This window comes from Stenotrophomonas sp. 22LJNL06-5-1 (genome assembly GCF_056861455.1).
The window spans coordinates 124,886-145,593 of sequence record NZ_JBSPUE010000009.1; the positions used below are offsets into that span (position 1 = coordinate 124,886).

Here is a 20,708-nt window from a genome sequence, read left to right on the forward strand (position 1 = left end):
TGGGATGGCGGGGCGGTGTGGGTGGGCAGGACACGCCGTAAACCCATCCCTGGGGGCTCGATGGCGCCATCCATGGCGCCAACGGTCCTGCCCACCCACACCGCCCCACCTCTGACAGATTTCTGCGGCTGTTGGTAGGTGTCGACCTTGGTCGACACGGTAGATCCACGCCATGCGTGGACAACACGGACCGTGGGAATGCGGGGTCAACCGACTTCGTACAACTCCAGCGGCAGGTCGTCAGGGTCGGCGAAGAAGGTGAAGCGTCGGCCGGTGTACTCGTCCACGCGGATCGGTTCGCAGGCGACACCATGCGCGGCCAGGCGCTGGATGAAGGGTTCCAGTGCAGCCACGCGGAACGCGAGGTGGCGCAGACCCTGGGCCTCCGGACGGCTGGGGCGCGGTGGCGGCGAGGGGAAGGAGAACAGTTCCAGCTGGCCGCCGTCGGGCAGGGCCAGGTCCAGCTTCCAGGAGTCGCGCGCGGCACGGTGGTTCTCGGCCAGCACGCGCAGGCCGAGAATACGCACGTAGAAGTCCTTCGAGCGTGCGTAGTCGCTGCAGATCAGTGCGGCGTGGTGGATGCCCAGCAGGGCATCGGAATCGGCGGTCATTGCAGGGTGTCCAGCCAACGCTGGGCGATCTTCTGCGCCAGCGGATAGGGTTCGGGGTCGTTGCGGTTGGTCAGCACGATCACGGTCAGGTGCTTCTCCGGGTGGCGCACGATCACGTTGCGGAAGCCGATGCTCTCGCCGCTGTGCCATTGCACCGGGCCATTCAGGCGCCAGCCGAAGCCGTAGTGCGGTACATCCGGTTCGGGTGTCGATGTGGCGGGGCTGAACATCGACCGGCGCGAGGCCTTCGACAGCAGGCGGTCGTCGTACAGCGCCGCATCCCAGCGGGCCAGGTCGTCCAGCGAGGAATAGATGCCGCCGTCTCCCAGTACGGCGCTTGTGGTGCTCTGGTCGGTGCGCTGCCAGCGGCCGTCGATCCGGCTGTAGCCATAGGCGCGTGCGGCGACCGTGTCCACGCCGTCCTGGTGGGCCACGGTATGCGCCATGCCCAGCGGGCGAAAGATGCGCTCCTGCAGGAAGGTCGCGTAGTCCTTTCCGGACGCGCGGCCGACGATCAGTGCCAGCAGCGCATAGCCGCTGTTGCTGTAGCGGTACTGCGTGCCGGGCGCGAAATTCAGTCGGTCCTGGTGCGACAGCAGGGTCAGTACGTCGGCGTCATGCACCTGCCGGGGGTCAGCCGGGTCCATCAGGTCTTCGTAGTCGAGCAGGCCGCTGGTATGCGAGAGCAGCTGGCGGATCGTGATGGTCGCTGCAGCCGGTGGCAGCTCGGGCAGCCAGCGCCGGGCCGGTTGCTCCAGCCCGAGCCGGCCGTCCTCCACCAGCAGCAGCACCGCTGCGGCGGTGAACTGCTTGCTGACCGAGGCCAGCCGGAAGTTGCTGGCCGGGGTGACTGCGGTGCCGTCTTCCACCACCGCCAGGCCGTAGCCACGGCGAAACACCGGTTGCCCGTCATGCAGCACCAGCACTGCGGCGCCGGGCACCTGGCCGTCGTAGGCCTGCATCAGGCCGTCGATGCCCGCATCCGGTGGGGTCAGCACCGGTGCGGCGGCGCCCACCAGAGGCAGCAGGCCCAGCACGGCGGCGAACAGGGCGACGGCAGGGCGCATGGCGGCTCCGGAAGGTTCAGGGAGAGGGGGCGGGCGTGGCGCTGGCTGGCTGGGCCATCCAGCGCTCCATCTTGCGGTCCAGCACGTCCAGCGGCATCGAGCCGTCCTTCAGCAGTTCGGCGTGGAAGCGGCGCAGGTCGAAGGCGGTACCCTGGCGTGCCTTGGCCTTGTCGCGCAGGGCGACAATGGTGGTCAGGCCGGCCACGTTGGACAGCGCCTGGCCGGGCTGGGCCATGATCCGCTCGACTTCGGCGTTGGCGTCGTCGCTGCTCATGTCCACGGTCTTCTGCAGGTAGGCCACGGCCTGCTGCTTGCTCCAGCCCTGGGCGTTCACGCCGGTGTCGGCCACCACGCGGGCAGCGCGCAGCAGGCGCGAATACAGGTAGCCGATGCGGTCGTAGGGATCGGTGTAGATGCCCAGGTTCTCACCCAGCGTTTCGGCATACAGGCCCCAGCCTTCGACGAAGGCGAGATCGCCACCGAGGCGGCGGAAGCGTGGCAGCTTGGCCAGTTCCTGCTGCAGGCCCAGCTGCACGTGGTGGCCGGGAATCGCTTCATGCAGGTACTGCACCGGCACGTTCCAGCGCTTGCGGCTGGGCAGGTCGCGGGTGTTCACGTACAGCACGCCCGGCTGCCCGGCCGCAGATGGCTGGTAGGCCGCTGCCGCGGCGGTCAGCGCACGCTCCGGTTCCACCGCGCGCACGTCCAGCGTGGACTTGGGCGGGGTATCGAGCACCTGCGGCAGGCGTGCGTTGACCTGCTGCTGCACCTGGCGGTAGCGGTTGATCAATGCGTTGGCGTCACCGTACTGGAACTGGCGATCGTTGCGCATGCTGCGCAACAGCTTGGACGGCGTGCCGCGCAGCTTGGCATCCTTCATCACGGTGGCGATCTGCGCCTGCAGCTCCTGCACGCGCTGTTCGCCCAGCGCGTGCAGCTGCGCGGCGGTCTGGTCGCTGGCGGTGGTCTGCACGATCAGGTTGGCGTACCAGGCCTGGCCATCGGGCAGTGCGCCCAGGCCGCTGCTGGTGCGCGAGGCGGGCAGGTATTCGGTGGCGATGAAACCGCGCAGGGCGCGGTACGCCGGCATGATGCGCAGCTCGATCATGCGCTTGTATTCGGCGCTGATGCGGGCCTTGTCCTCGGCCGCGATGGTGTTGGGCATGGTGCGGATCGGCGACCAGAAGATGCTCTCTTCAGCGGTCGGCTTGATCACCGCATCCAGCTGCGGCAGTACCTTTTCCATCAGGTCGCGTGGCTGCACCACGCCTGCCTTCATGCCCTGGCGCATGTTGTCGATGGCCTGGTCGAACAGCTCGGGAATGCCCAGCGAGCGGCGCGACCAGGTGTCGTAGTCCTGCACGGTGTTGAACGGCTGTGCGCCGGCACCGGCGCCGAGGATCGCCATGATGCTGCCGACGTTGTAGTACTGGCTGATCGGCATCATCCAGCTAGGGTAGCGCTCGGCGGCCAGCGAGGCGCGCGCATCGCGCACGAAGATCTCGTAGCTGAGCAGGTCCTGGCCCTGCAGGCCGTCGCTGCCGAGTTTCTCGACCTTGCCCAGCCACTCGGTGGTGAAGTCGTGCGATTGCTGGCGCCATGCGGCGGACAGGATGTTGGGCAGCTGGTCGTTGTAGCGGGCCTCGCCCTGGAAGGTTGCCTGCAGCGGATTCAACCGCATCGAGGCATCCCAGTATTCGTCGTACAGGCGCTCCAGCTGCACCTGCTTGGGTACGGCGCGGGCCGGTGCGACCGGACGCGGCGTGGCGCGGCGCGCCGAACTGCCGCGGGCCGGCGCGGTGGCGCGGGCGGGCCGGGCCTTGGGCTTGGCGGCCTGGCGGGTCTGCGCGGCGGCAGGGCGGCTGGCCTTCTTTTTCGCTGCTTCGGCCGACGGCACGGCGCTGAACAGGAACAACGCGGCGATGGCGGCGGCCAGGGCGCGGGTGGGATGCGGCATCAGGAGCTTCCGTGGAACACAGACCGTGGAGCTTGCACGATCCGGCCGCGTACGGCCAGCGTGAAGGCGCAGTCAGCTTTTTGCTGCTGGGGCTTCAGTCAGCCGCAGCGGCGGCGCGCAGCGCGGCGGCCCTGTCTGCGCCCAGATAGCGGGTGATGGCACGCCGCATCAGGTACAGCAACGGAATCAGGGCGATCGCAAAGCCCATCTTGTAGATGTAGTTGACGCTGCTGACCGCCAGGAACAGCGAGGTCGGCCAGTGTTGCGGGCCCAGCACGAAGGCGATCCAGATCACCACGAAGCTGTCCACCACCTGCGAGATCGCGGTGGATCCGGTCGCACGCAGCCACACGTGGCGCTCACCGGTGGCCTGGCGGATGCGATGGAACACTGCCACGTCGATCAGCTGGCCGAGCAGGAAGGCCACCAGCGAACCGGCGATGGTCCACATGCCCTGGCCGAACACGGCTGCGAACGCGGCCTGGTAATCGGGCACACCGTGGCCATCCATCGACGTGACCCACCAGCTGGCCGGCGCCAGCGAAATGGCGGCGAAGGCGAACAGGAAGCCGTAGCCGATCAGCACCACCGCCAGCCACGAGATGAAGCGCACGCCGCGCTTGCCGAAAAACTCGTTGATGGTGTCGGTCATGATGAACACCACCGGCCACAGCAGGGTGCCGGCGGTGAAGCTGAGCGAGCCGGTCTGGCCGAACAGGTTCCAGTTCAGCGGAGCGATGCCGAGGGTGTCTTCCAGCGCGAAGATCTTCACCCCGATCAGCTCGGCCAGCACCGCATTGCCGCAGAAGAACGCGGCCAGCACGATGAACAGCAGGACCGCGCGGTCCTGCAGCGGGCGCTCGATCGGCGCCGGGGTCATTCGCTGCGTTCGCCGGTGCGTTCGCCGGCGCGGGTGAACGGCACGCTGGACGGCGCCACGGCACCACCGGAAATGATGAAGCTCATGGCCTGGTCGACGGTCCAGTCAGTCGGGGTCAGCAGTTCCACCGGCACGATTTCCAGGTAGCCCGAGGTCGGGTTCGGCGTGGTCGGTACATACACCGCAGCCAGCTCACGGTCGGTGCCGTGCTCCTTGATCACGCGGGTGACCAGACCGACCGATTTCATGTCGCGGTGCGGGAAGTCGATCAGTACCACGCGCTGGGTGCTGCCCGGTTCGGTCTGCAGCATGTCCAGCAGCTTCTTGGCGCTGTCGTAGATGATGCTGGCCAGCGGAATGCGCTTGATGACCGCGCCCACCCAGCGCAGCAGGCGCTGGCCGAGCACGCGGCGGCTGGCCACGCCCACCGCCAGGATCACCAGCAGGGTGGCCAGCAGGGCGATGGTGTCCTGGATCCATTCGGCGCGGACCCAGCCAAGGTAGTGCGGGAAGCTTGTCGCGATCTGCTCGGACAGCGGTACCACCAGCGGGCTGGAAATGCCCGACAGCAGCACGAACACGAACTTGACCACGACCCAGGTCAGCCAGATCGGCAGCAGGGTCAGCAGGCCGGTCAGGAACAGGCGCTGCAGGGAGGGGCGGGGGACCAGGGCGGGGGCTTCGAGCGACATGCGCGCATTGTAGCGGTCACGGCCGGTCGATTACGCTGGGGAATCGACTGCGGCAACGGCACATGGAAGGGAAGCTGTGTTGAAGATTCTGCGCGGACTGGGCTGGACCCTTGCAGGCCTGCTGGTGCTGGCCATCGTGGTGTGGTGCGCCTCGCGCATGTGGCCCGTGCCGGAATCGCGGCTGCAGGCGCAGCAGCGACTGGAAGCACGCCTGCCGGCGACCGGCCACAACGGTTATGCCCTCTTGTGGACGCTGCCGTTCGACGATCTGGATGCCCGGCAGCGCGAGCAGGCGCTGGCCGAGGATGTACGGCGCTGGGAAGCCGATGCACATGGCGGAAGCAGCGGCCAGACACACCTGGTGGCCAACCATGCCGAGCTGCACTCGCGGCCCGGGGCCAGTTGCGGGCCGGCCGCCAGTGGCTGCCTTGCCCAGGTCCGCGCGGACCCGCAACGCTTCGTGGAGGCCCACGCCGGGCACCAGCAGCTGCATGCGCGGCTGGATCAGCTCGCCGAAGCGGACTACTTCGTGTCGCCGTTCCAGCCGAAGGGCGAGGGCATTCAGGTCCCGTTGCCGACCTATGGCGTGGTGATGGACGCCACCAGTGCACGCGCGCTGGACTATGTGCAGGGTGACATCGACGGTGCCCTGCGTGGTGCCTGCCGTGGCCTGCAGCTGGGCCGGCGGCTGGTGCCCGGCGGCAGCTATCTGGTCGAGAGCATCATCGGTGCCAGCCTGGTGCAGGCCAATGCCCAGCTGCTGGCCGACATGCTGGTCGAACTGCCTGCCGACCACCCCTTGCCGGCCGAGTGCGAACAGGCCATGCAGCCGTTGCGGGCCGAGGAACAGAGCCTGTGCCGTGCCATGCAGGGCGAGTATGCGATGAGCCGGGCGGCGATCGAGTCCTCGGCCCAGGAATCTGGTGGCGTCCTGGTGCTGGATCGGAGCAGCACGTTGGCGCGCGTGGCCGGCAATCTTGGCTGGGCCTGTGGCGCAGCCGCCATGGCCGCGCTGGAGGCCGATCGGCCGCTGCCGGTACAGGCGCCGCCGCAGCGGGATTTCGGTTGCCTGTCCAATGTGATGGGGTGCGTGCTGACCGAGATCGCCGCGCCGGTCTATCCCGCGTATTCGTCACGGTCCCAGGATGCGGCGGCAACGCTGCGCCTGCTGGGCGCGCAGCGCTGGTTGCGGCAGCAGGCGGAAGACCCGGCAGAGGCGCTGCAGCGGTTGCCGGCGAAGTTCCGCTCGCCGGTGCGGTCGCCGCAGCTGTCCGCCGATGGCCGCCATCTGCAGGTGCCGCGGCGCTCTCCAGCGCGCAGCGCTGATGAGAACCCGTGGCTGTCGGTACCGCTGCAGGCGGAGCCAGCTTCGACTGCGTTGGCGCGCGATTGAGGCGCGCTCAGCGTGCGTGTGGCTTCAACCGCAGGTAGACCTGCTTGCGCACCTGGGCGACCACTTCGCCGCTCTCATCGATCACGTCGTTGCTGAACCAGCGCAGCACCTTCTCGCCACTGGCCGCTTCGGCGCGCAGTTCGTCCAGCAGCGCGTCGTCGATGCGGAACGACGTCCGCACGATGCCACGGCCCGGCTTGAGGAAGTCGATGGCGCCGGCGCGGTCCCACACGTAGTAGTCGCGGCCAAGGATGTGCAGCAGGCCGAGCATCCAGAACGGATCGGTCATCGCGAACAGGCTGCCGCCGAAGTGGGTGCCGACGTAGTTGCGGTTCCATGGCCGCAGGCGCAGTTCGACATCGATCTGCCGGTAGTCCGGCGTGATGCGGGTGACGTGGATGCCGGTGAACAGGAACGGCGGCCAGAGATTGATACCGAAGCGGAACAGGCGGGCGTTCATGCGGGTCCGGGGGCGCAGGGTGAGGCGTCCAGTCTAACCATTCGCATGCGTATGTTGCACTCCGGGCGAGCGTCCGCACGATTCGGGCGTGGTCCGGCGAATTGTAGAGTCGAGCTTGCTCGACTGCTTTCAGGGGCAGCAGCGAATATGCTCGACGCCATCCGATAGCTATTTCAGGGTTTTCCCGATGGGTACGGCTCGGTCCCCGGCCCATGCTGTTTACATGCCCAGCCCTGCCTTGTTGCGCGGCCGATTTTCCGCAATCGGATGTTTCTACGTAGTCACCACTGTCACTGCGGGTCGTCGACGCATCTTTGCAGATACGCGACACGCGGCGACCCTGATGGACGGCCTTCGTGACAGTGACCGCCGTGGACTCACGCGATCATTTGCCTGGGTGGTAATGCCCGATCATCTGCACTGGGTCATGCAGCTGCGTCAAGGAACCCTGGGGCGATGCATGCAGTCACTGAAGTCCAGAGTGGCCATTGCAGTCAATGCGCACTCCGATGAAGGACGGCCGGTGTGGCAGCGGGGCTACTACGATCATCTGATCCGGAATGAGGAGGATGTTCGGCAACAGTCACTGTATGTACTGGCCAACCCCGTGCGCGCGGGCCTGACATCGCGGCTGGGAGACTATCCGCTTGCGTGGTGTCGCTGGCCGCTGGAATGAGGCGGAGGCAGTCGAGCAAGCTCGACTCTACAGGCGGTGTGCATGTCCTGCGTCATGCGCCGTCGATCACATACCCGTCGCGGCCGTTGGCCTTGGCCTGGTACAACGCGGTGTCGGCGCCTTCGACGAAATGGTGCGGTTGCAGCGTGCCGTCGGGTACGCGGGTGAACACGCCGATGGTGAGGGTGACGCCGGCTTCGCTGCCGTCACCGGGCGCCGGCAGTGCACGCACGCAGGCGATCAGGTCCTCGATGACCTGGCGCGCGCCCTCGGCCGGGGTATCCGGCAGTACCAGTGCGAACTCATCGCCACCGTAGCGCGCGGCCATGTCGCGTGGACGTCGCGCATGCGCACCGATCAGGCGGGCGACATCGCGCAGCACGCGGTCGCCGACCTGATGCCCGTGACGGTCGTTGTGGCGCTTGAAATGGTCAACGTCGATCAGCGCGAGGCTCAGGGATTTGCCACTGCGTCGCGCGGCATCGCATTCCTGTTGCAGCGACTGCTCGAAACGCAGGCGATTGCCGAGACCGGTCAGCGCATCGCGGTTGGCCAGGCGGTGCCAGGCCGAGACTCGCCAGGTCGCCCAGGCCAGCAGCACCAGCAGGATGCCCAGCATCGCGCTGGCCGGTGCCCACCACAGGTCGCCGGCGCGCAACAGCAACCAGCTGAGCAGCGCTGGAAGCGGCAGCGAGCACAGCGCCGCGAGCCATGGCAGGCGCAGGCCGAGCAGGATCACGCACATCGCCACCAGCACGCCGCTGATGGCGTGCTGCCAGAGGCGTGGCAGCAGATCGATCTGCTTGTGCTGCAGCAGCATCGAAGCGATGTTGGCCTGGTACTCACTGCCGCTCATCCAGAACTCGCGGGTGGTCGGGGTCAGCAGCCGCGGTGCGATGCCGCTGGCGGTCATGCCCACCACGATGCGGCGGCCATGCAGCATCGCCATGTCCACGTGGCCATCCAGCACGTCGGCATAGGACACCTGCGGCAGGCGCTCGGGCGGTCCGGCATAGCGCACGCGCACGTAGTCGTTGCGCCGCCATTGGTAGGGCGAACCGATCTCCGGATCGGGGTCGGGCAGGCCGTGCACCGCGCCCGGCGGCAGGTCGGCCAGCGCCAGGCCCAGTGCCGGCCAATGAGCCTGGCCGATGCCTGCATGCAGATACACACCGCGTGCGACGCCATCGCCATCCACTTCCACATCGGTATGGCCGATGGCCGCTGCACTGGCTGCGATCTGCGGAATCGGCAGCATTTCCTCGGCCATGCGGTCGCCGGCGGCAGGCGCCGCGAGCACCGGCAGCACCACCCGGCCATTGCGGCGGATCGCTGCGGCCAGCTCATCGTCCTGGCGGCTGTCGCGTCGGTCAGGTTCGGACAGCATCAGGTCCAGTGCGACGCGCTCGGCACCGGCGTCGGTCAGCCGGTCCAGCAGGCGGGCATGGATCGAGCGGGGCCAGGGCCATTGGCCGATGCGCTGCAGGCTGCCCTCGTCGATGGCCACGATCAGTACGCTGGGGTCGGGGCGGTAGTCCCAGTTGCCGACCATCGCGTCATAGGCAGCTTCGTCCTGCCGCCACAGCCACTGGCCCTGGCTGGCGATCACCGTCAGCGCGCCGGCCAGCAGTGCCAGCAGGATCCGCTTCGACCACGGCAGCGGCGAGCGCCTCATAACAACAGCAACAACAGCAGGGCGCCGCCACCGGCGCCGTAGCACAGGCGGCAGGGCAGCTTGATCTGCTGGGCCGGCGAGTACTCACCCGCATGACCGTCGTCGTCGATGTACTGCACACGCACATGCAGAGTGCCGCTCCACGGCCGCTTGAAGCTGACCTGCGGCTCGCTCACGGTCTGGTCGACCAGGGGGGACCTGAAGTCGCCACGGCGGTCCACCTGCACCCGGTACTGCTGGCCTTCGCTGCCGGCTTGCCAGCGCAGGGTCAGCTCGCCATGCGCGGCTTCAGGCGGCTGCAGGGCAGGGTCGACCGGTTCATTGCTCAGTTGCAGGGGCAGGGCCTGGCCGTAGCGGCCCTGGTGGCCGTTGCCATCGCGCGACGCCACCCGCCAGAAGTATTCGCCGGGCGGCAGCGGCTGCGCCAGGCGCAGGTCGGTGCCTTGGGTGCTCTGTTCCTGCAGCGGCTGCACGAAGCTCGGCTCGGCGGCGATCTGCAGCACGCTGCTGCGCGCGCCCGGCGCCTGGCTCCAACGGAAGCGCGGGCGGTCGCTGTTGACGGTCTGCCCATGCAGGGGGGCCACGGTGAGCGGCGGCGGGGGCTGGTCGCTGAGTTCGAAATCGGCGCTGGCGTCGAGGCCTTCCACCCCCTGTGCATCCACGGCGCGCAACAGGATGCGCAGCTGGCCGGGGGGCAGGTCACCGATCGCCAGCCGGGTGTCGGCGGTGGTGGCGGCAAACAGCAGGATTTCCGGCGTCGCTGCCTGCACCACTTCCACACGGTAGCGCGCGGCGCCGTCGACCGGGTCCCAGGCGAGCAGGGTCGGCAGGGGCGCCAGGCGCAGGTCATCGCTGCGCAGCTGCGGCGCTGGAAGAAGGGCGGACACGGCGTCCGGTGCCGCATCGGCGCTGCTGCTGCGGCTGGCCTGTCCAGGCTGGACCAGGCGCTTGCCGTGGGTGTTGCCGACCTGCACCTTGCCCTGCAGCACTTCGGTGGCAGCTACGTGGCCGGTGTCACCGGCGCTGACCCGGAATACGGTACCGCGCACGCTGCTGGTCGCTGTAGGTGCATCGATGATGTAGCGCGAGGCCGGGCCACGGGCAGGTGTCACCCGGTTGCTGGCGCGGCCCTGCTGCAGGCGCAGGCGGGTATCGACCATGCCGGTGTGGCCGTAGCGGCTGAGCTGGTCCAGGCGCAGCCGGGAATATTCGCGCAGCTGCAGGCGCGAGGCGTCGGCGAATTCAAGCGTGACGCTGGAGTCGCCTTCGGTCTGCACGGTGTCACCGATGCGAAGTTGTTCCCCGGCGAGTATCGCGCGCGTGGCGCTGCCATCGGCGCCGGACAGTTCCACCTTGCCGCGCACCGACAGCACGCGGGCAGGTGCCGGTTCGATGCGCAGCCAGCTGATCGGGAAGCGCAGCAGCTGGCCCGGCGGCAGCTGGTAGGGGTTGTCGATGCGGTTGTGCTGTTGCAGCTGCTGCCAGCGCACCGTGGGCTTGAGGTACAGGCCTCCCAGATCCCACAGGGTATCGCCGGGACGGACCCGGTAGTTCCAGTCCTGGGCGGCGGCGATGGCCGGCAGGAAGAGAAGAGCGCAGAGCAGCGCGCCCTGGAAGCGCATGGCGAACGACAGCGAGCGGACGAAGGTCACAGTTTGCAATCCCGGCAATGCGGGGGCGCAGCTGCAAGACCCCATGGCCCCGACCTCATCCCCCCGAACGGATCGTGGCGGCCGTACGGCCGCCATCCCGCGCATTATTGCCCGCGTTCAGTGCAGGGATTCTGAACGAAGTGGGTTTCCGTTCAGAACAGCAGGGAGGCCATCCGGCGGCGGTACTGGCCGACAAGGTCCTCGTCGGAGATCACATTGAAGGCGTCGATCAGGGCCTTGCGCGGCAGTCCGTCCTCGAACGTGCGGTCGATCCGCAGCATTTCCAGGAACTGGGCCAGCGCGGCTTCGTCGTGGCCACCGAGCAGCAGCTGCACGCCGCGAAGGTGGCGTGCCTTGAGGTCCTTGCCATTGGCGGCGATGCGGGCGTCCAGCACTTCAGCGGCCGGGGCGTCCTTCAGGGCCGAAGCGAAGGCCAGCCGGGCGCGTGCACGCACGGCACGGTCGTCGGTGGCCAGGTTGGCGGGCAGGCCATCGATCAGGAGGCCGGCTTCATCCACGCCACCGATCTGCAGCAGGGCCAGCGCCAGGTCGAGCTTCAGCTCGTCCTTGTCCGGCTCGGCGGCGATCTGCGCGCGCAGCACATCCACCTGCGCCTGCGGGTCCAGCGGCGCTTCGTCTTCGGCGACGGCGTCGCCGATGTCGGCCGGCACGATGCCGTGCTGGGCCAGGAATTCACGCAGCTGGCCTTCCGGGATGGCCCCCGGGAAGCCGTCCACCAGCTGGCCGCCCTTGACCAGGAACACGGTCGGCACCGAGCGGATCTGGAAGGCGGCGGCGATCTGCTGTTCCTTGTCGACGTCGACCTTGGCCAGTTCGAAGGCGCCGTTGTACTCGGCGGCCAGCTTTTCCAGCATCGGCCCCAGGGTCTTGCACGGCCCGCACCAGGTGGCCCAGAAGTCGACCAGCACCGGCGTCTGCAGCGACTTCTGCAGGACTTCGGCCTCGAAGGTCGCAGTGGTGGCGTCGAATACGTAGGTCGTCTCGGTCATGGGGGGAAGCATCGTTTGGCGTCTGGAGACCGATTCTATGGTGACGATCGATGCCGGTCTCAACCCGGGCTGTAGTAAATGCCTGACAATGCAGGCTTCCTGTCGCCGTTCTTTCCGGAGCCTGCATGTCGTCCCTGTCCCCGTTGCTGCGCCTGTCTGGCCTGGTCGCCGCGCTGCTGTTCGTGCTGGCGGTGCTCGGTTTCGGCGCCGGCCTGGACGGCTACGCGCAGGCGCGCCACCCGGTAGCGCTGCTGGGCGCACAGGGGGTGCCGCATGCACTGGCCTTCAATCTGTTGGGCTTCGTGCTGCCGGGCCTGCTGGCGGTGGCTGTGGCCGAGTGCCTGCGCCGTGGGCTGCCGGCAACCGCCGGCTGGGCGCCGCGGGTGGGCAGCCAGATGCTGCTGCTGGCCGGATTGGCGTTCGCCGCGATGGGGCTGCTGCCGCTGGATGTGGATGACCTGCACGGGCCGGCCAGCCAGTTGCATGCCAGCGCCTGGATGATCTGGGTGCTGGGTTTTGTCGCCGGGACCCTGTTGCTGGGCACGTCGCAGTTGCGCCAGGCGCATGGCCGCGCGCTGGGCGCCGTGGCGCTCGCCTGTGGCGTGTTGGCCGCGCTGGCGGCGTTTGCCCTGCAGGGCGTGCTGCCGGCGCCGCTGGCACAACGGCTTGCGTTCGCCTGCTGGGCGGCTTGGCTGGCCCTGGCCCTGCCGTTGTCGCGGCCGCGCTGAGACCGGGCGCGGGCGCTGGCGGAGCCTGCCTTCAGCAGGCGGGATTGGAGACGTTTGCCGCACTGCGGTACGCTGTACCGCTTTGCCGCCGCATCCGCGTGTTCCATGACCAGCGCTGAAACCAACGCCTACGACCCGCAGCAGGTTGAATCCGCCGCCCAGCAGTACTGGGACGCCACCCGTGCCTTCGAAGTCGACGAGACTTCGGACAAGCCGAAGTACTACTGCCTGTCGATGCTTCCGTACCCGTCCGGTGCGCTGCACATGGGCCACGTGCGCAACTACACGATCGGCGACGTGATCAGCCGCTACAAGCGCATGACCGGCCACAACGTGCTGCAGCCGATGGGCTGGGACGCGTTCGGCCTGCCGGCGGAAAACGCCGCGATCAAGAACAAGACCGCACCGGCGGCCTGGACCTACAAGAACATTGAGCACATGCGTGGCCAGTTCAAGGCCATGGGCTATGCCGTTGACTGGTCGCGCGAATTCGCTACCTGCCGTCCGGACTACTACGTCCACGAGCAGCGCATGTTCACCCGCCTGATGCGCAAGGGCCTGGCCTACCGCCGTAATGCGGTGGTGAACTGGGATCCGGTCGACCAGACCGTGCTGGCCAACGAGCAGGTGATCGACGGCCGCGGCTGGCGCTCCGGCGCCCTGGTCGAGAAGCGCGAGATCCCGCAGTGGTTCCTGCGCATCACCGATTACGCCCAGGAGCTGCTGGACGGCCTGGACGAGCTGGACGGCTGGCCGGATTCGGTCAAGACCATGCAGCGCAACTGGATCGGCCGCTCCGAGGGCCTGGAAATCCAGTTCGACGTACGTGACGTGGACGGCGGCGTGCTGGATCCGCTGCGCGTGTTCACCACCCGTCCGGATACCGTGATGGGCGTGACCTTCGTGTCGATCGCCGCCGAACATCCGCTGGCCCTGCATGCGGCGAAGAACAACCCGGAACTGGCTGCGATGCTGGCCGACCTGAAGCAGGGTGGCGTGTCCGAGGCGGAACTGGAAACCCAGGAAAAGCGCGGCATGGACACCGGCCTGCGTGCGCTGCATCCGGTCACCGGTGAGCCGGTACCGGTGTGGGTCGCCAACTTCGTGCTGATGGGCTACGGCACCGGTGCGGTGATGGCCGTGCCGGGTCATGACCAGCGCGATAATGAAGTGGCCAACAAGTACGGCCTGCCGATCAAGCAGGTGATCGCGCTGAAGGATGCGCGCACCGAAGAAGAGCGCACCTGGGATGGCAGCCGCTGGCAGGACTGGTACAGCGACAAGAACCGTGCCTTCGAGCTGGTCAACTCGGCCGAGTTCGATGGCCTGGATTTCCAGGGTGCCTTCGAAGCCCTGGCCGAACGATTCGAGCGCAAGGCCCAGGGCCAGCGTCGCGTCAACTACCGCCTGCGCGACTGGGGCGTGAGCCGCCAGCGCTACTGGGGCTGCCCGATTCCGGTGATCTACTGCGCCAAGTGCGGTGCGGTGCCGGTGCCGGAAGAACAGCTGCCGGTGGTGCTGCCGGAGGACGTGGCGTTCTCGGGTACCGGTTCGCCGATCAAGACCGATCCGGAATGGCGCAAGACCACCTGCCCGGACTGTGGCGGTGCGGCCGAGCGCGAGACCGATACCTTCGACACCTTCATGGAGTCGAGCTGGTACTACGCCCGCTACACCTCGCCGGGTGCCCGTGACGCCGTCGACAAGCGCGGCAACTACTGGCTGCCGGTGGACCAGTACATCGGTGGCATCGAGCACGCGATCCTGCACCTGATGTATTTCCGCTTCTACCACAAGCTGCTGCGCGACGCGCGGATGGTGGACAGCAACGAACCGGCGCGCAACCTGCTGTGCCAGGGCATGGTGATTGCTGAAACCTATTACCGCCCGAACCCGGACGGCTCGAAGGACTGGATCAACCCGGCCGACGTGGAAGTGCAGCGCGACGAGCGCGGCCGCATCACCGGCGCGACCCTGATCGCCGACGGCCAGCCGGTGGTGGTCGGTGGCACCGAGAAGATGTCCAAGTCGAAGAACAACGGCGTGGACCCGCAGGCGATGGTCGACAAGTACGGCGCCGACACCGTGCGCCTGTTCTCGATGTTCGCCGCGCCGCCGGAACAGTCGCTGGAGTGGAACGAAGCCGGCGTGGACGGCATGGCCCGCTTCCTGCGTCGCCTGTGGGCCCAGGTGCAGAAGCATGCTGCCGATGGTGCCGCTCCGGCGCTGGATGTGGCAGCACTGGATGCCAACCAGAAGGCACTGCGCCGCAAGACCCACGAGACCATCGGCAAGGTCGGTGACGACTATGGCCGCCGCCACAGCTTCAACACCGCCATTGCCGCGGTGATGGAACTGATGAACGCGCTGGCCAAGTTCGAGGACGGCAGCGCGCAGGGGCGCGCGGTGCGCCAGGAAGCGCTGCAGGCCATCGTGCTGCTGCTCAACCCGATCACCCCGCACGCCAGCCATGCCCTGTGGCAGGTGCTGGGCCACGGCGAGACCCTGCTGGAAGACCAGCCGTTCCCGCAGGCCGATGCCGGTGCGCTGGTGCGTGATGCGCTGACTCTGGCCGTGCAGGTCAACGGCAAGCTGCGTGGCACCATCGACGTGGCGGCCGACGCCGCGCGCGAGCAGGTCGAGGCACTGGCCCTGGCCGAGCCCAACGCGGCCAAGTTCATGGAAGGCCTGACGGTGCGCAAGATCATCATCGTGCCGGGCAAGATCGTGAACATCGTCGTCGCCTGAAGTACCCCCGCACCGGCCACCCATGTGGTGGCCGGTGCCATTCCGGTGCAGGGCCAGGCGTTTGATGGCCCTGCATTCACGCGGCTTCGGGCACGCTGTGTGTTGCCGTGATCGCCCGGCTCCGCCAGACTGTCTCCATGACCCGAATCCTGCTTGCCCTCGTTCTTGTCCTCGGCCTTGCCGGCTGCGGTTTCCATCTGCGCAACAAGCTGATGCTGCCGACCGACACGGCACCGGTGAAGGTGGTTTCCACTGCGCCGTACAGCGAACTGGTCAAGCTGCTCAACCGCAGCCTGCTGGCCTCCGGCGCCAGGCTGGCAGATGAGGACAGCAAGGAGCCCAGTGCCCAGTTGCAGGTACTGTCCGAGCGTTGGGGCGACCTGCCGATCGCCATCGACTCGCAGGGCCGTGCGCAGGAATACAGCCTGCGCTACGCGGTGATCTTCATCTTCCGTCGCGAAGACGGCAGCGAGCTGGTGCCGCAGCAGGTGATCGAGCTGTCGCGCGACTACGTGTCGCCGCCGACCGACGCCACCGGTACCACCACCGAACGTGAAATCCTGGCCAATGAACTGCGCCGGGAAATGTCCGCCTCGATCATCCGCCGCATCGACAGCGTGGTGCGTGCCGAGATCGAGAAGGGCGGCAGCCTGTCGGCGCCGAAGAACAAGCCGATCGAAGACGCGGTACCGGCCGAGCCGGTCCCCGCAGCCAAGCACTGAGCCGCGACGCATGGAACTGCGTCCGGAGCAGCTGGCCAGCCAGGGCGCTGATACCGCGCTGGCGCCGGTCTACCTGATTGCCGGCCCGGAAACCCTGCGCGTACTGGAGGCGGCCGACGCCATCCGCGCGCGGGCACGCGCCGCCGGCATCGGCGAACGTGAGGTGTTCGACGCCGATGGGCGTGATTTCGACTGGAACCAGCTCGACGCCAGTTTCAATGCGCCCAGCCTGTTCAGCGCCCGTCGCCTGGTCGAGGTACGGCTGCCCAGCGGCAAGCCGGGCAAAGACGGTGCCGAGGTGATCAGCCAGTTCTGCGCCAATCCGGCGCCGGACGTGGTGCTGATGATCACCGCCAACGAATGGAGCAAGGCCCACCAGGGCAAGTGGGCCGAGGCAGTCAACCGCATCGGCGTGCTGTCGGTGGCGTGGGCGATCAAGCCGCACGAATTGCCGGACTGGATCGAGCGCCGCCTGCGTGGCAAGGGCCTGCGCGCGGACCCGGCCGCCGTGCAGCGCCTGGCCGAGCGGGTGGAAGGCAACCTGCTGGCTGCCGCCCAGGAAATCGACAAGCTGGCGCTGTTGGCCGATGGCCAGCCGCTGGATGCAGAGCGCATGGAGTCGCTGGTGGCCGATGCCGCCCGCTATGACGTGTTCCGGCTGGTGGAGGCGACGTTCTCCGGGCAACCGCCTGCGGTGCTGCGCATGCTGGCCGGCCTGCGCGGCGAGGGTGAGGCGGTGGCTGCGCTGATGCCGATGGTGATCCGCGAGCTGCTGGCCGGTGCTGGCCTGGCCCGGGTACAGGCCCGTGGCGGCAACCTGGCCGCCGAAATGAAATCGCGTGGCATCTGGGAATCGCGGCAGGCGCCGTACAAGCGCGCGCTGCAGCGGCATCCGGAAAGCAAGCGCTGGGAACGCTTCGTGGCCGAAGCCGGGCTGGTTGACCGCATCGCCAAGGGTCGCGCCGACGGTGATGCCTGGCTGGCGCTGGAGCGCCTGCTGGTGGCTGTGGCCGAACCACGTGCCGTGCGCCTGCTGGCGCGGGCCTGAGCAATGAGCCTGCGGATCTACTACGGGGGCACCTTCGATCCGGTGCACCTCGGGCACCTGGCGATCGCGCGGGCTGCCCGTGACGAACTGCAGGTTGCCGTGCGCATGCTGCCGGCCGCCGATCCGCCGCACCGTGCCGTGCCCGGCGCTACGGCCGAGCAGCGCTGTACCATGCTGTCGCTGGCCATCGGCGACGAACCGGGCCTGCTGCTGGACCGCCGCGAGCTGGATCGCGCGGTGCGCTTCCCTGGTCGGCCGTCCTACACCGTGGACACCCTGCGCGAGCTGCGCGGCGAGCTGGGTCCGAGCCGGCCGCTGGCCTGGCTGGTCGGCGCCGACAGCCTGCTTGGCCTGTCCCGCTGGCACGAATGGGAGGCGCTGTTCGGGCTGGCTCATTTCGTGGTGGCGGAGCGCCCGGGCAGCCCATTGCAGGTTGCGGTGGATGGCGAGCTGGGCCGGGCGCTGGAAGGGCGCTGGGCCGACAGCGAACAGGCCCTGTTCGCCAGCCCGGCCGGGCGCATCCTGCGCCTGCACCACCCATTGCGCGAGGAATCGGCCAGCGCCGTGCGCTCGCAGATCGCCGCCGGTGGCCCCTGGCGCGCCCTGCTGCCACCTGGCGTGGCGGACTATGTGGCTGCACACGGGCTGTACCGCCCGGCCAGGCCGTGAATGGCGCAGCGGCGCCATCCCCGTATAATCGCCCCCACGTTTATCGAGTCGATCCACTTTGAGCAACCAGACCCAGCCCCAGACCATCAAGGTCGATCTGCCCAGCCCGCCGCCGTCCGTGCCGGAACTGCTGGCCAGCGTCCGCCAAGCCACCGAAGACCTGAAGGCCAAGGACCTGGTCGAGATCGACGTGCGCGGCCGGTCCAGCGTTGCCGACTACATGATCGTCGTTTCGGGCACCTCGACCCGCCACGTCAAGTCGATTGCCGATGAAGTCGTGCGCTTCGCCAAGAACATCGACGTGATGCCGCTGGGCGTGGAAGGCGAGCGCGAAGCCGAGTGGGTGCTGGTCGATCTGGGCGACGTGATCGTCCATGTGATGCTGCCGCGCGTGCGTGAGTTCTACGCCCTCGAGCGCCTGTGGACCGTCGGCGACCAGCCGCCGTCCAGCGACGACGAAGTGGCCTGAGCCACACGTTGATGCATCCCTTCGACGGCGCCGATGGCGCCGTCGACGTTTTGGAGGACCGTTGATGAAAGCCCGCCTGATCGCCACCGGTGAACGTGCCCCCAGCTGGGTGGCGCAGGGCTTCGCCGAGTACCAGAAGCGGTTGTCGCACTGGCTGCCGTTCGAGCTGGTGGAAATCGAGCCCGGCCTTCGTGGCAAGGGGCGTGATCCACGCCGCGCCACTGAAGAGGAAGGCAAGCGGGTGATCGCTGCGCTGCCGAAGAATGCCTATGTGGTGGCGCTGGATGTGCCGGGCCGCCAGCTCAGTTCCGAACAGCTGGCACAGCGCCTGGAACACTGGCGCGGGCAGGGCAGGGACCTGGCGTTCCTGATCGGTGGCCCGGAAGGGCATTCGCCGGAAGTATCCGCGCTGGCCGACGAGAAGTGGTCGATCGGACCGCTGACGCTGCCGCACATGCTGGTGCGCCTGGTGGTGGCCGAGCAGCTGTATCGGGCTGCCGCAATGATTGCCAATCACCCCTACCATCGCGCGTGAAGAGTGGTTATACTAGTCGTCTGCCCGAATAGCTCAGCCGGTTAGAGCACTTGACTGTTAATCAGGGGGTCGTTGGTTCGAGTCCAACTTCGGGCGCCACCTTGAAAAACCTGCATCGCAAGATGCAGGTTTTTTTTTGCGTCTTTGTAGAGTCGAGCTTGCTCGACCGCTGTTGTGGAGCCAAGCCATGCTCGGCTGCTGCGGATGAACCAGCCGAGCGTGGGCTCGGCTCTACAGTGTGAGATTACCTCGCCAGAACGCCACCAACGTGGCGATCGCCACGATCAGGATCGCACCGAACAGCACCCACTCCCAACGCGAGAATACCTGTTCGCCGCGTTGGTACCGGGTCACCGCGAACAACACCACACCGGGCACGTACAGCAATACCGACAGCAATAGATTGTCCAGGCCACCGGCATACACCAGCCACAGCGCATACGCACTGGCCAGCAGTGCCACCCCGAAATCGCGCCAGCGCACACCCGGCTCACCGGCGTAGGCCTGCCCGCGCCAGGCCAGCTGCACGCCGAATGCTGTGGACAGGAAGTAGGGCACCAGGCTCATCGACGCGGCCAGCAGCACCAGCCCGGTGTAGCTGCCGGAATTGACCAGCACCAGCAGCAGGAACAACTGGATCAGGCCGTTGCTCAACCACAGTGCATTGGCCGGCACGCCGCGCGCGTTCTCACGGCCCAGGAAGGCGGGCATGGTGCCGTCACCTGCGGCGGCATAGAGCACTTCGGCGCACAGCAGCACCCAGGCCAACAATGCACCGAGAACGGAGATGATCGAACCGATGATGATCACCGTCGCGCCCCATTCGCCGACAATGGCGCGCAGCACATAGGCCGTCGACGGATTGGGCAGTCCGGCCAGTTCGGCCTGCGACAGCACGCCCATCGACAACAGGCTGACCAGCACCAGCAGCAGCCACACGCCAAGGAAGCCGATCACCGTGGCGCGACCCACGTCGGCGCGGCGTGCCGCGCGCCGCGAATAGATGCTGGCGCCTTCGATGCCGATGAACACCCACACGGTCACCAGCATCATGCCGCGCAGCTGTTGGCCAAGGTCGCCGAGTGCAGGCGTGCCGAGGAAATCGGCGTGGAACACGTCCATGCGGAACGCGCCGGCGGCCAGGATCAGGAACAGCGCGATGGGCAGCAGCTTGGCCACGGTCACCAGGCCGTTGACGATGGCTGCAGTACGCAGGCCACGCAGCACCAACAGGTGCACTGTCCATAACAGCAATGAGGATGCGGCCACGGCGGCCGGGGTATTGCCTTCGCTGAACACGGGCATGAAGTGGCCAAGGCCACTGAAGATCAGCACGAAGAAGCTGGCGTTGCCGAGCACCGAGGCAACCCAATAACCCCACGCAGCGGAGAAGCCGATGTAGTTGCCGAAGCCTTCGCGCGCGTATGCGTAGATGCCGGTATCGAGATCAGGCCGGCGGTTGGCCAGGGCCTGGAACACGAAGGCCAGCATCAGCATGCCCGCGCCGCTCAGGGCCCAGCCGATCAGCGCGGCGGCCGGGCCGGCGCTGCGCGCCACGTTCTGCGGCAATGAAAAGATGCCGGCGCCGACCATCGAGCCGACCACCAGTGCAGTCAACGCGGGCAGGCCCAGGCGCTGCGATGTCGCGGCCATGGAGATCCCCTGCGGCGGTGATGCCGCGTGCACACGGTAGCCCTGTGCTCGTGAACATGCCTG

19 protein-coding genes and 1 tRNA gene are annotated in these 20,708 nt (G+C 67.7%); 10 read left to right on the forward strand and 10 right to left on the reverse strand.

The window, feature by feature from the left end:
- Window positions 1-206: 206 nt before the first annotated feature.
- From gloA2 to AC13GF_RS18440, 5 genes are all read right to left on the reverse strand, one after another.
- Window positions 207-611 carry an SMU1112c/YaeR family gloxylase I-like metalloprotein gene (gene gloA2, locus AC13GF_RS18420; RefSeq protein ID WP_483005571.1) on the reverse strand — a complete coding sequence of 135 codons (405 nt, stop codon included), beginning with the start codon at window positions 609-611 and terminating at the stop codon, window positions 207-209.
- The gene (locus AC13GF_RS18425) at window positions 608-1,678 is read right to left on the reverse strand and encodes a serine hydrolase domain-containing protein (protein WP_483005572.1); all 1,071 of its coding nucleotides are present in this window, start codon (window positions 1,676-1,678) and stop codon (window positions 608-610) included. The genes gloA2 and AC13GF_RS18425 overlap by 4 nt, the downstream gene beginning before the upstream one ends.
- A gap of 16 nt (window positions 1,679-1,694) precedes the next feature.
- On the reverse strand, window positions 1,695-3,635 hold the full coding sequence (locus tag AC13GF_RS18430; protein WP_483005573.1) for a DUF885 domain-containing protein: 1,941 nt from the start codon (window positions 3,633-3,635) through the stop codon (window positions 1,695-1,697).
- A gap of 94 nt (window positions 3,636-3,729) precedes the next feature.
- Window positions 3,730-4,515 carry a queuosine precursor transporter gene (locus tag AC13GF_RS18435; protein ID WP_010482923.1) on the reverse strand — a complete coding sequence of 262 codons (786 nt, stop codon included), beginning with the start codon at window positions 4,513-4,515 and terminating at the stop codon, window positions 3,730-3,732.
- Window positions 4,512-5,207, reverse strand: coding sequence for a DUF502 domain-containing protein (locus AC13GF_RS18440; protein WP_106468777.1), 696 nt, complete (start codon window positions 5,205-5,207; stop codon window positions 4,512-4,514). The genes AC13GF_RS18435 and AC13GF_RS18440 overlap by 4 nt, the downstream gene beginning before the upstream one ends.
- Window positions 5,208-5,283: 76 nt before the next feature.
- Here AC13GF_RS18440 and AC13GF_RS18445 point away from each other — a divergent pair, with 76 nt between their 5' ends.
- Window positions 5,284-6,600 carry a hypothetical protein gene (locus AC13GF_RS18445; RefSeq protein ID WP_483005574.1) on the forward strand — a complete coding sequence of 439 codons (1,317 nt, stop codon included), beginning with the start codon at window positions 5,284-5,286 and terminating at the stop codon, window positions 6,598-6,600.
- Window positions 6,601-6,607: 7 nt separating this feature from the next.
- Here the strand turns inward: AC13GF_RS18445 and AC13GF_RS18450 are convergent, their stop codons facing one another.
- Window positions 6,608-7,060: a DUF4442 domain-containing protein gene (locus AC13GF_RS18450; RefSeq protein WP_010482929.1), complete on the reverse strand. Its 453-nt coding sequence runs from the start codon at window positions 7,058-7,060 to the stop codon at window positions 6,608-6,610.
- Between the two features lie 223 nt (window positions 7,061-7,283).
- On the opposite strand from AC13GF_RS18450, the gene AC13GF_RS18455 reads away from it, so the two are divergent.
- Window positions 7,284-7,736 carry an REP-associated tyrosine transposase gene (locus tag AC13GF_RS18455; protein ID WP_483005575.1) on the forward strand — a complete coding sequence of 151 codons (453 nt, stop codon included), beginning with the start codon at window positions 7,284-7,286 and terminating at the stop codon, window positions 7,734-7,736.
- Between the two features lie 52 nt (window positions 7,737-7,788).
- Here the strand turns inward: AC13GF_RS18455 and AC13GF_RS18460 are convergent, their stop codons facing one another.
- The 3 genes from AC13GF_RS18460 to trxA form a co-directional block, all read right to left on the reverse strand.
- Window positions 7,789-9,411, reverse strand: coding sequence for a CHASE2 domain-containing protein (locus AC13GF_RS18460; protein ID WP_483005576.1), 1,623 nt, complete (start codon window positions 9,409-9,411; stop codon window positions 7,789-7,791).
- Entirely contained in the window at window positions 9,408-11,108 is a 1,701-nt protein-coding gene (locus tag AC13GF_RS18465) for a FecR family protein (protein ID WP_483005577.1), read from the reverse strand. The genes AC13GF_RS18460 and AC13GF_RS18465 overlap by 4 nt, the downstream gene beginning before the upstream one ends.
- A gap of 107 nt (window positions 11,109-11,215) precedes the next feature.
- On the reverse strand, window positions 11,216-12,073 hold the full coding sequence (gene trxA, locus AC13GF_RS18470) for a thioredoxin (RefSeq protein WP_483005578.1): 858 nt from the start codon (window positions 12,071-12,073) through the stop codon (window positions 11,216-11,218).
- Window positions 12,074-12,198: 125 nt separating this feature from the next.
- On the opposite strand from trxA, the gene AC13GF_RS18475 reads away from it, so the two are divergent.
- The 8 genes from AC13GF_RS18475 to AC13GF_RS18510 all read left to right on the forward strand — a co-directional run bounded on the left by AC13GF_RS18475 (window position 12,199) and on the right by AC13GF_RS18510 (window position 19,091).
- The gene (locus AC13GF_RS18475; RefSeq protein WP_483005579.1) at window positions 12,199-12,801 is read left to right on the forward strand and encodes a DUF998 domain-containing protein; all 603 of its coding nucleotides are present in this window, start codon (window positions 12,199-12,201) and stop codon (window positions 12,799-12,801) included.
- A 105-nt stretch (window positions 12,802-12,906) separates the two neighbouring features.
- Window positions 12,907-15,549, forward strand: a complete 2,643-nt coding sequence (gene leuS, locus AC13GF_RS18480) for a leucine--tRNA ligase (protein WP_483005580.1) — start codon at window positions 12,907-12,909, stop codon at window positions 15,547-15,549.
- A 137-nt stretch (window positions 15,550-15,686) separates the two neighbouring features.
- A complete protein-coding gene (locus tag AC13GF_RS18485) occupies window positions 15,687-16,271 on the forward strand; it encodes an LPS-assembly lipoprotein LptE (protein ID WP_483005581.1) in 585 nt (194 codons plus the stop codon).
- Window positions 16,272-16,281: 10 nt separating this feature from the next.
- Window positions 16,282-17,319 (forward strand): DNA polymerase III subunit delta, encoded by a 1,038-nt coding sequence (holA, locus tag AC13GF_RS18490; protein ID WP_483005582.1) that lies wholly within the window; start codon window positions 16,282-16,284, stop codon window positions 17,317-17,319.
- A gap of 3 nt (window positions 17,320-17,322) precedes the next feature.
- A complete protein-coding gene (gene nadD, locus AC13GF_RS18495) occupies window positions 17,323-17,988 on the forward strand; it encodes a nicotinate-nucleotide adenylyltransferase (protein WP_483005583.1) in 666 nt (221 codons plus the stop codon).
- A 58-nt stretch (window positions 17,989-18,046) separates the two neighbouring features.
- Window positions 18,047-18,457 (forward strand): ribosome silencing factor, encoded by a 411-nt coding sequence (rsfS, locus tag AC13GF_RS18500; protein ID WP_005418109.1) that lies wholly within the window; start codon window positions 18,047-18,049, stop codon window positions 18,455-18,457.
- A gap of 64 nt (window positions 18,458-18,521) precedes the next feature.
- Complete coding sequence (rlmH, locus tag AC13GF_RS18505; protein ID WP_014647944.1) at window positions 18,522-18,992, forward strand: 23S rRNA (pseudouridine(1915)-N(3))-methyltransferase RlmH; 471 nt, start codon at window positions 18,522-18,524, stop codon at window positions 18,990-18,992.
- A gap of 22 nt (window positions 18,993-19,014) precedes the next feature.
- A tRNA-Asn gene (locus tag AC13GF_RS18510) sits at window positions 19,015-19,091 on the forward strand.
- Between the two features lie 132 nt (window positions 19,092-19,223).
- On the opposite strand, the gene AC13GF_RS18515 is transcribed toward AC13GF_RS18510, so the two are convergent.
- Window positions 19,224-20,645, reverse strand: a complete 1,422-nt coding sequence (locus AC13GF_RS18515) for a basic amino acid/polyamine antiporter (protein ID WP_483005584.1) — start codon at window positions 20,643-20,645, stop codon at window positions 19,224-19,226.
- Window positions 20,646-20,708 lie beyond the last annotated feature (63 nt).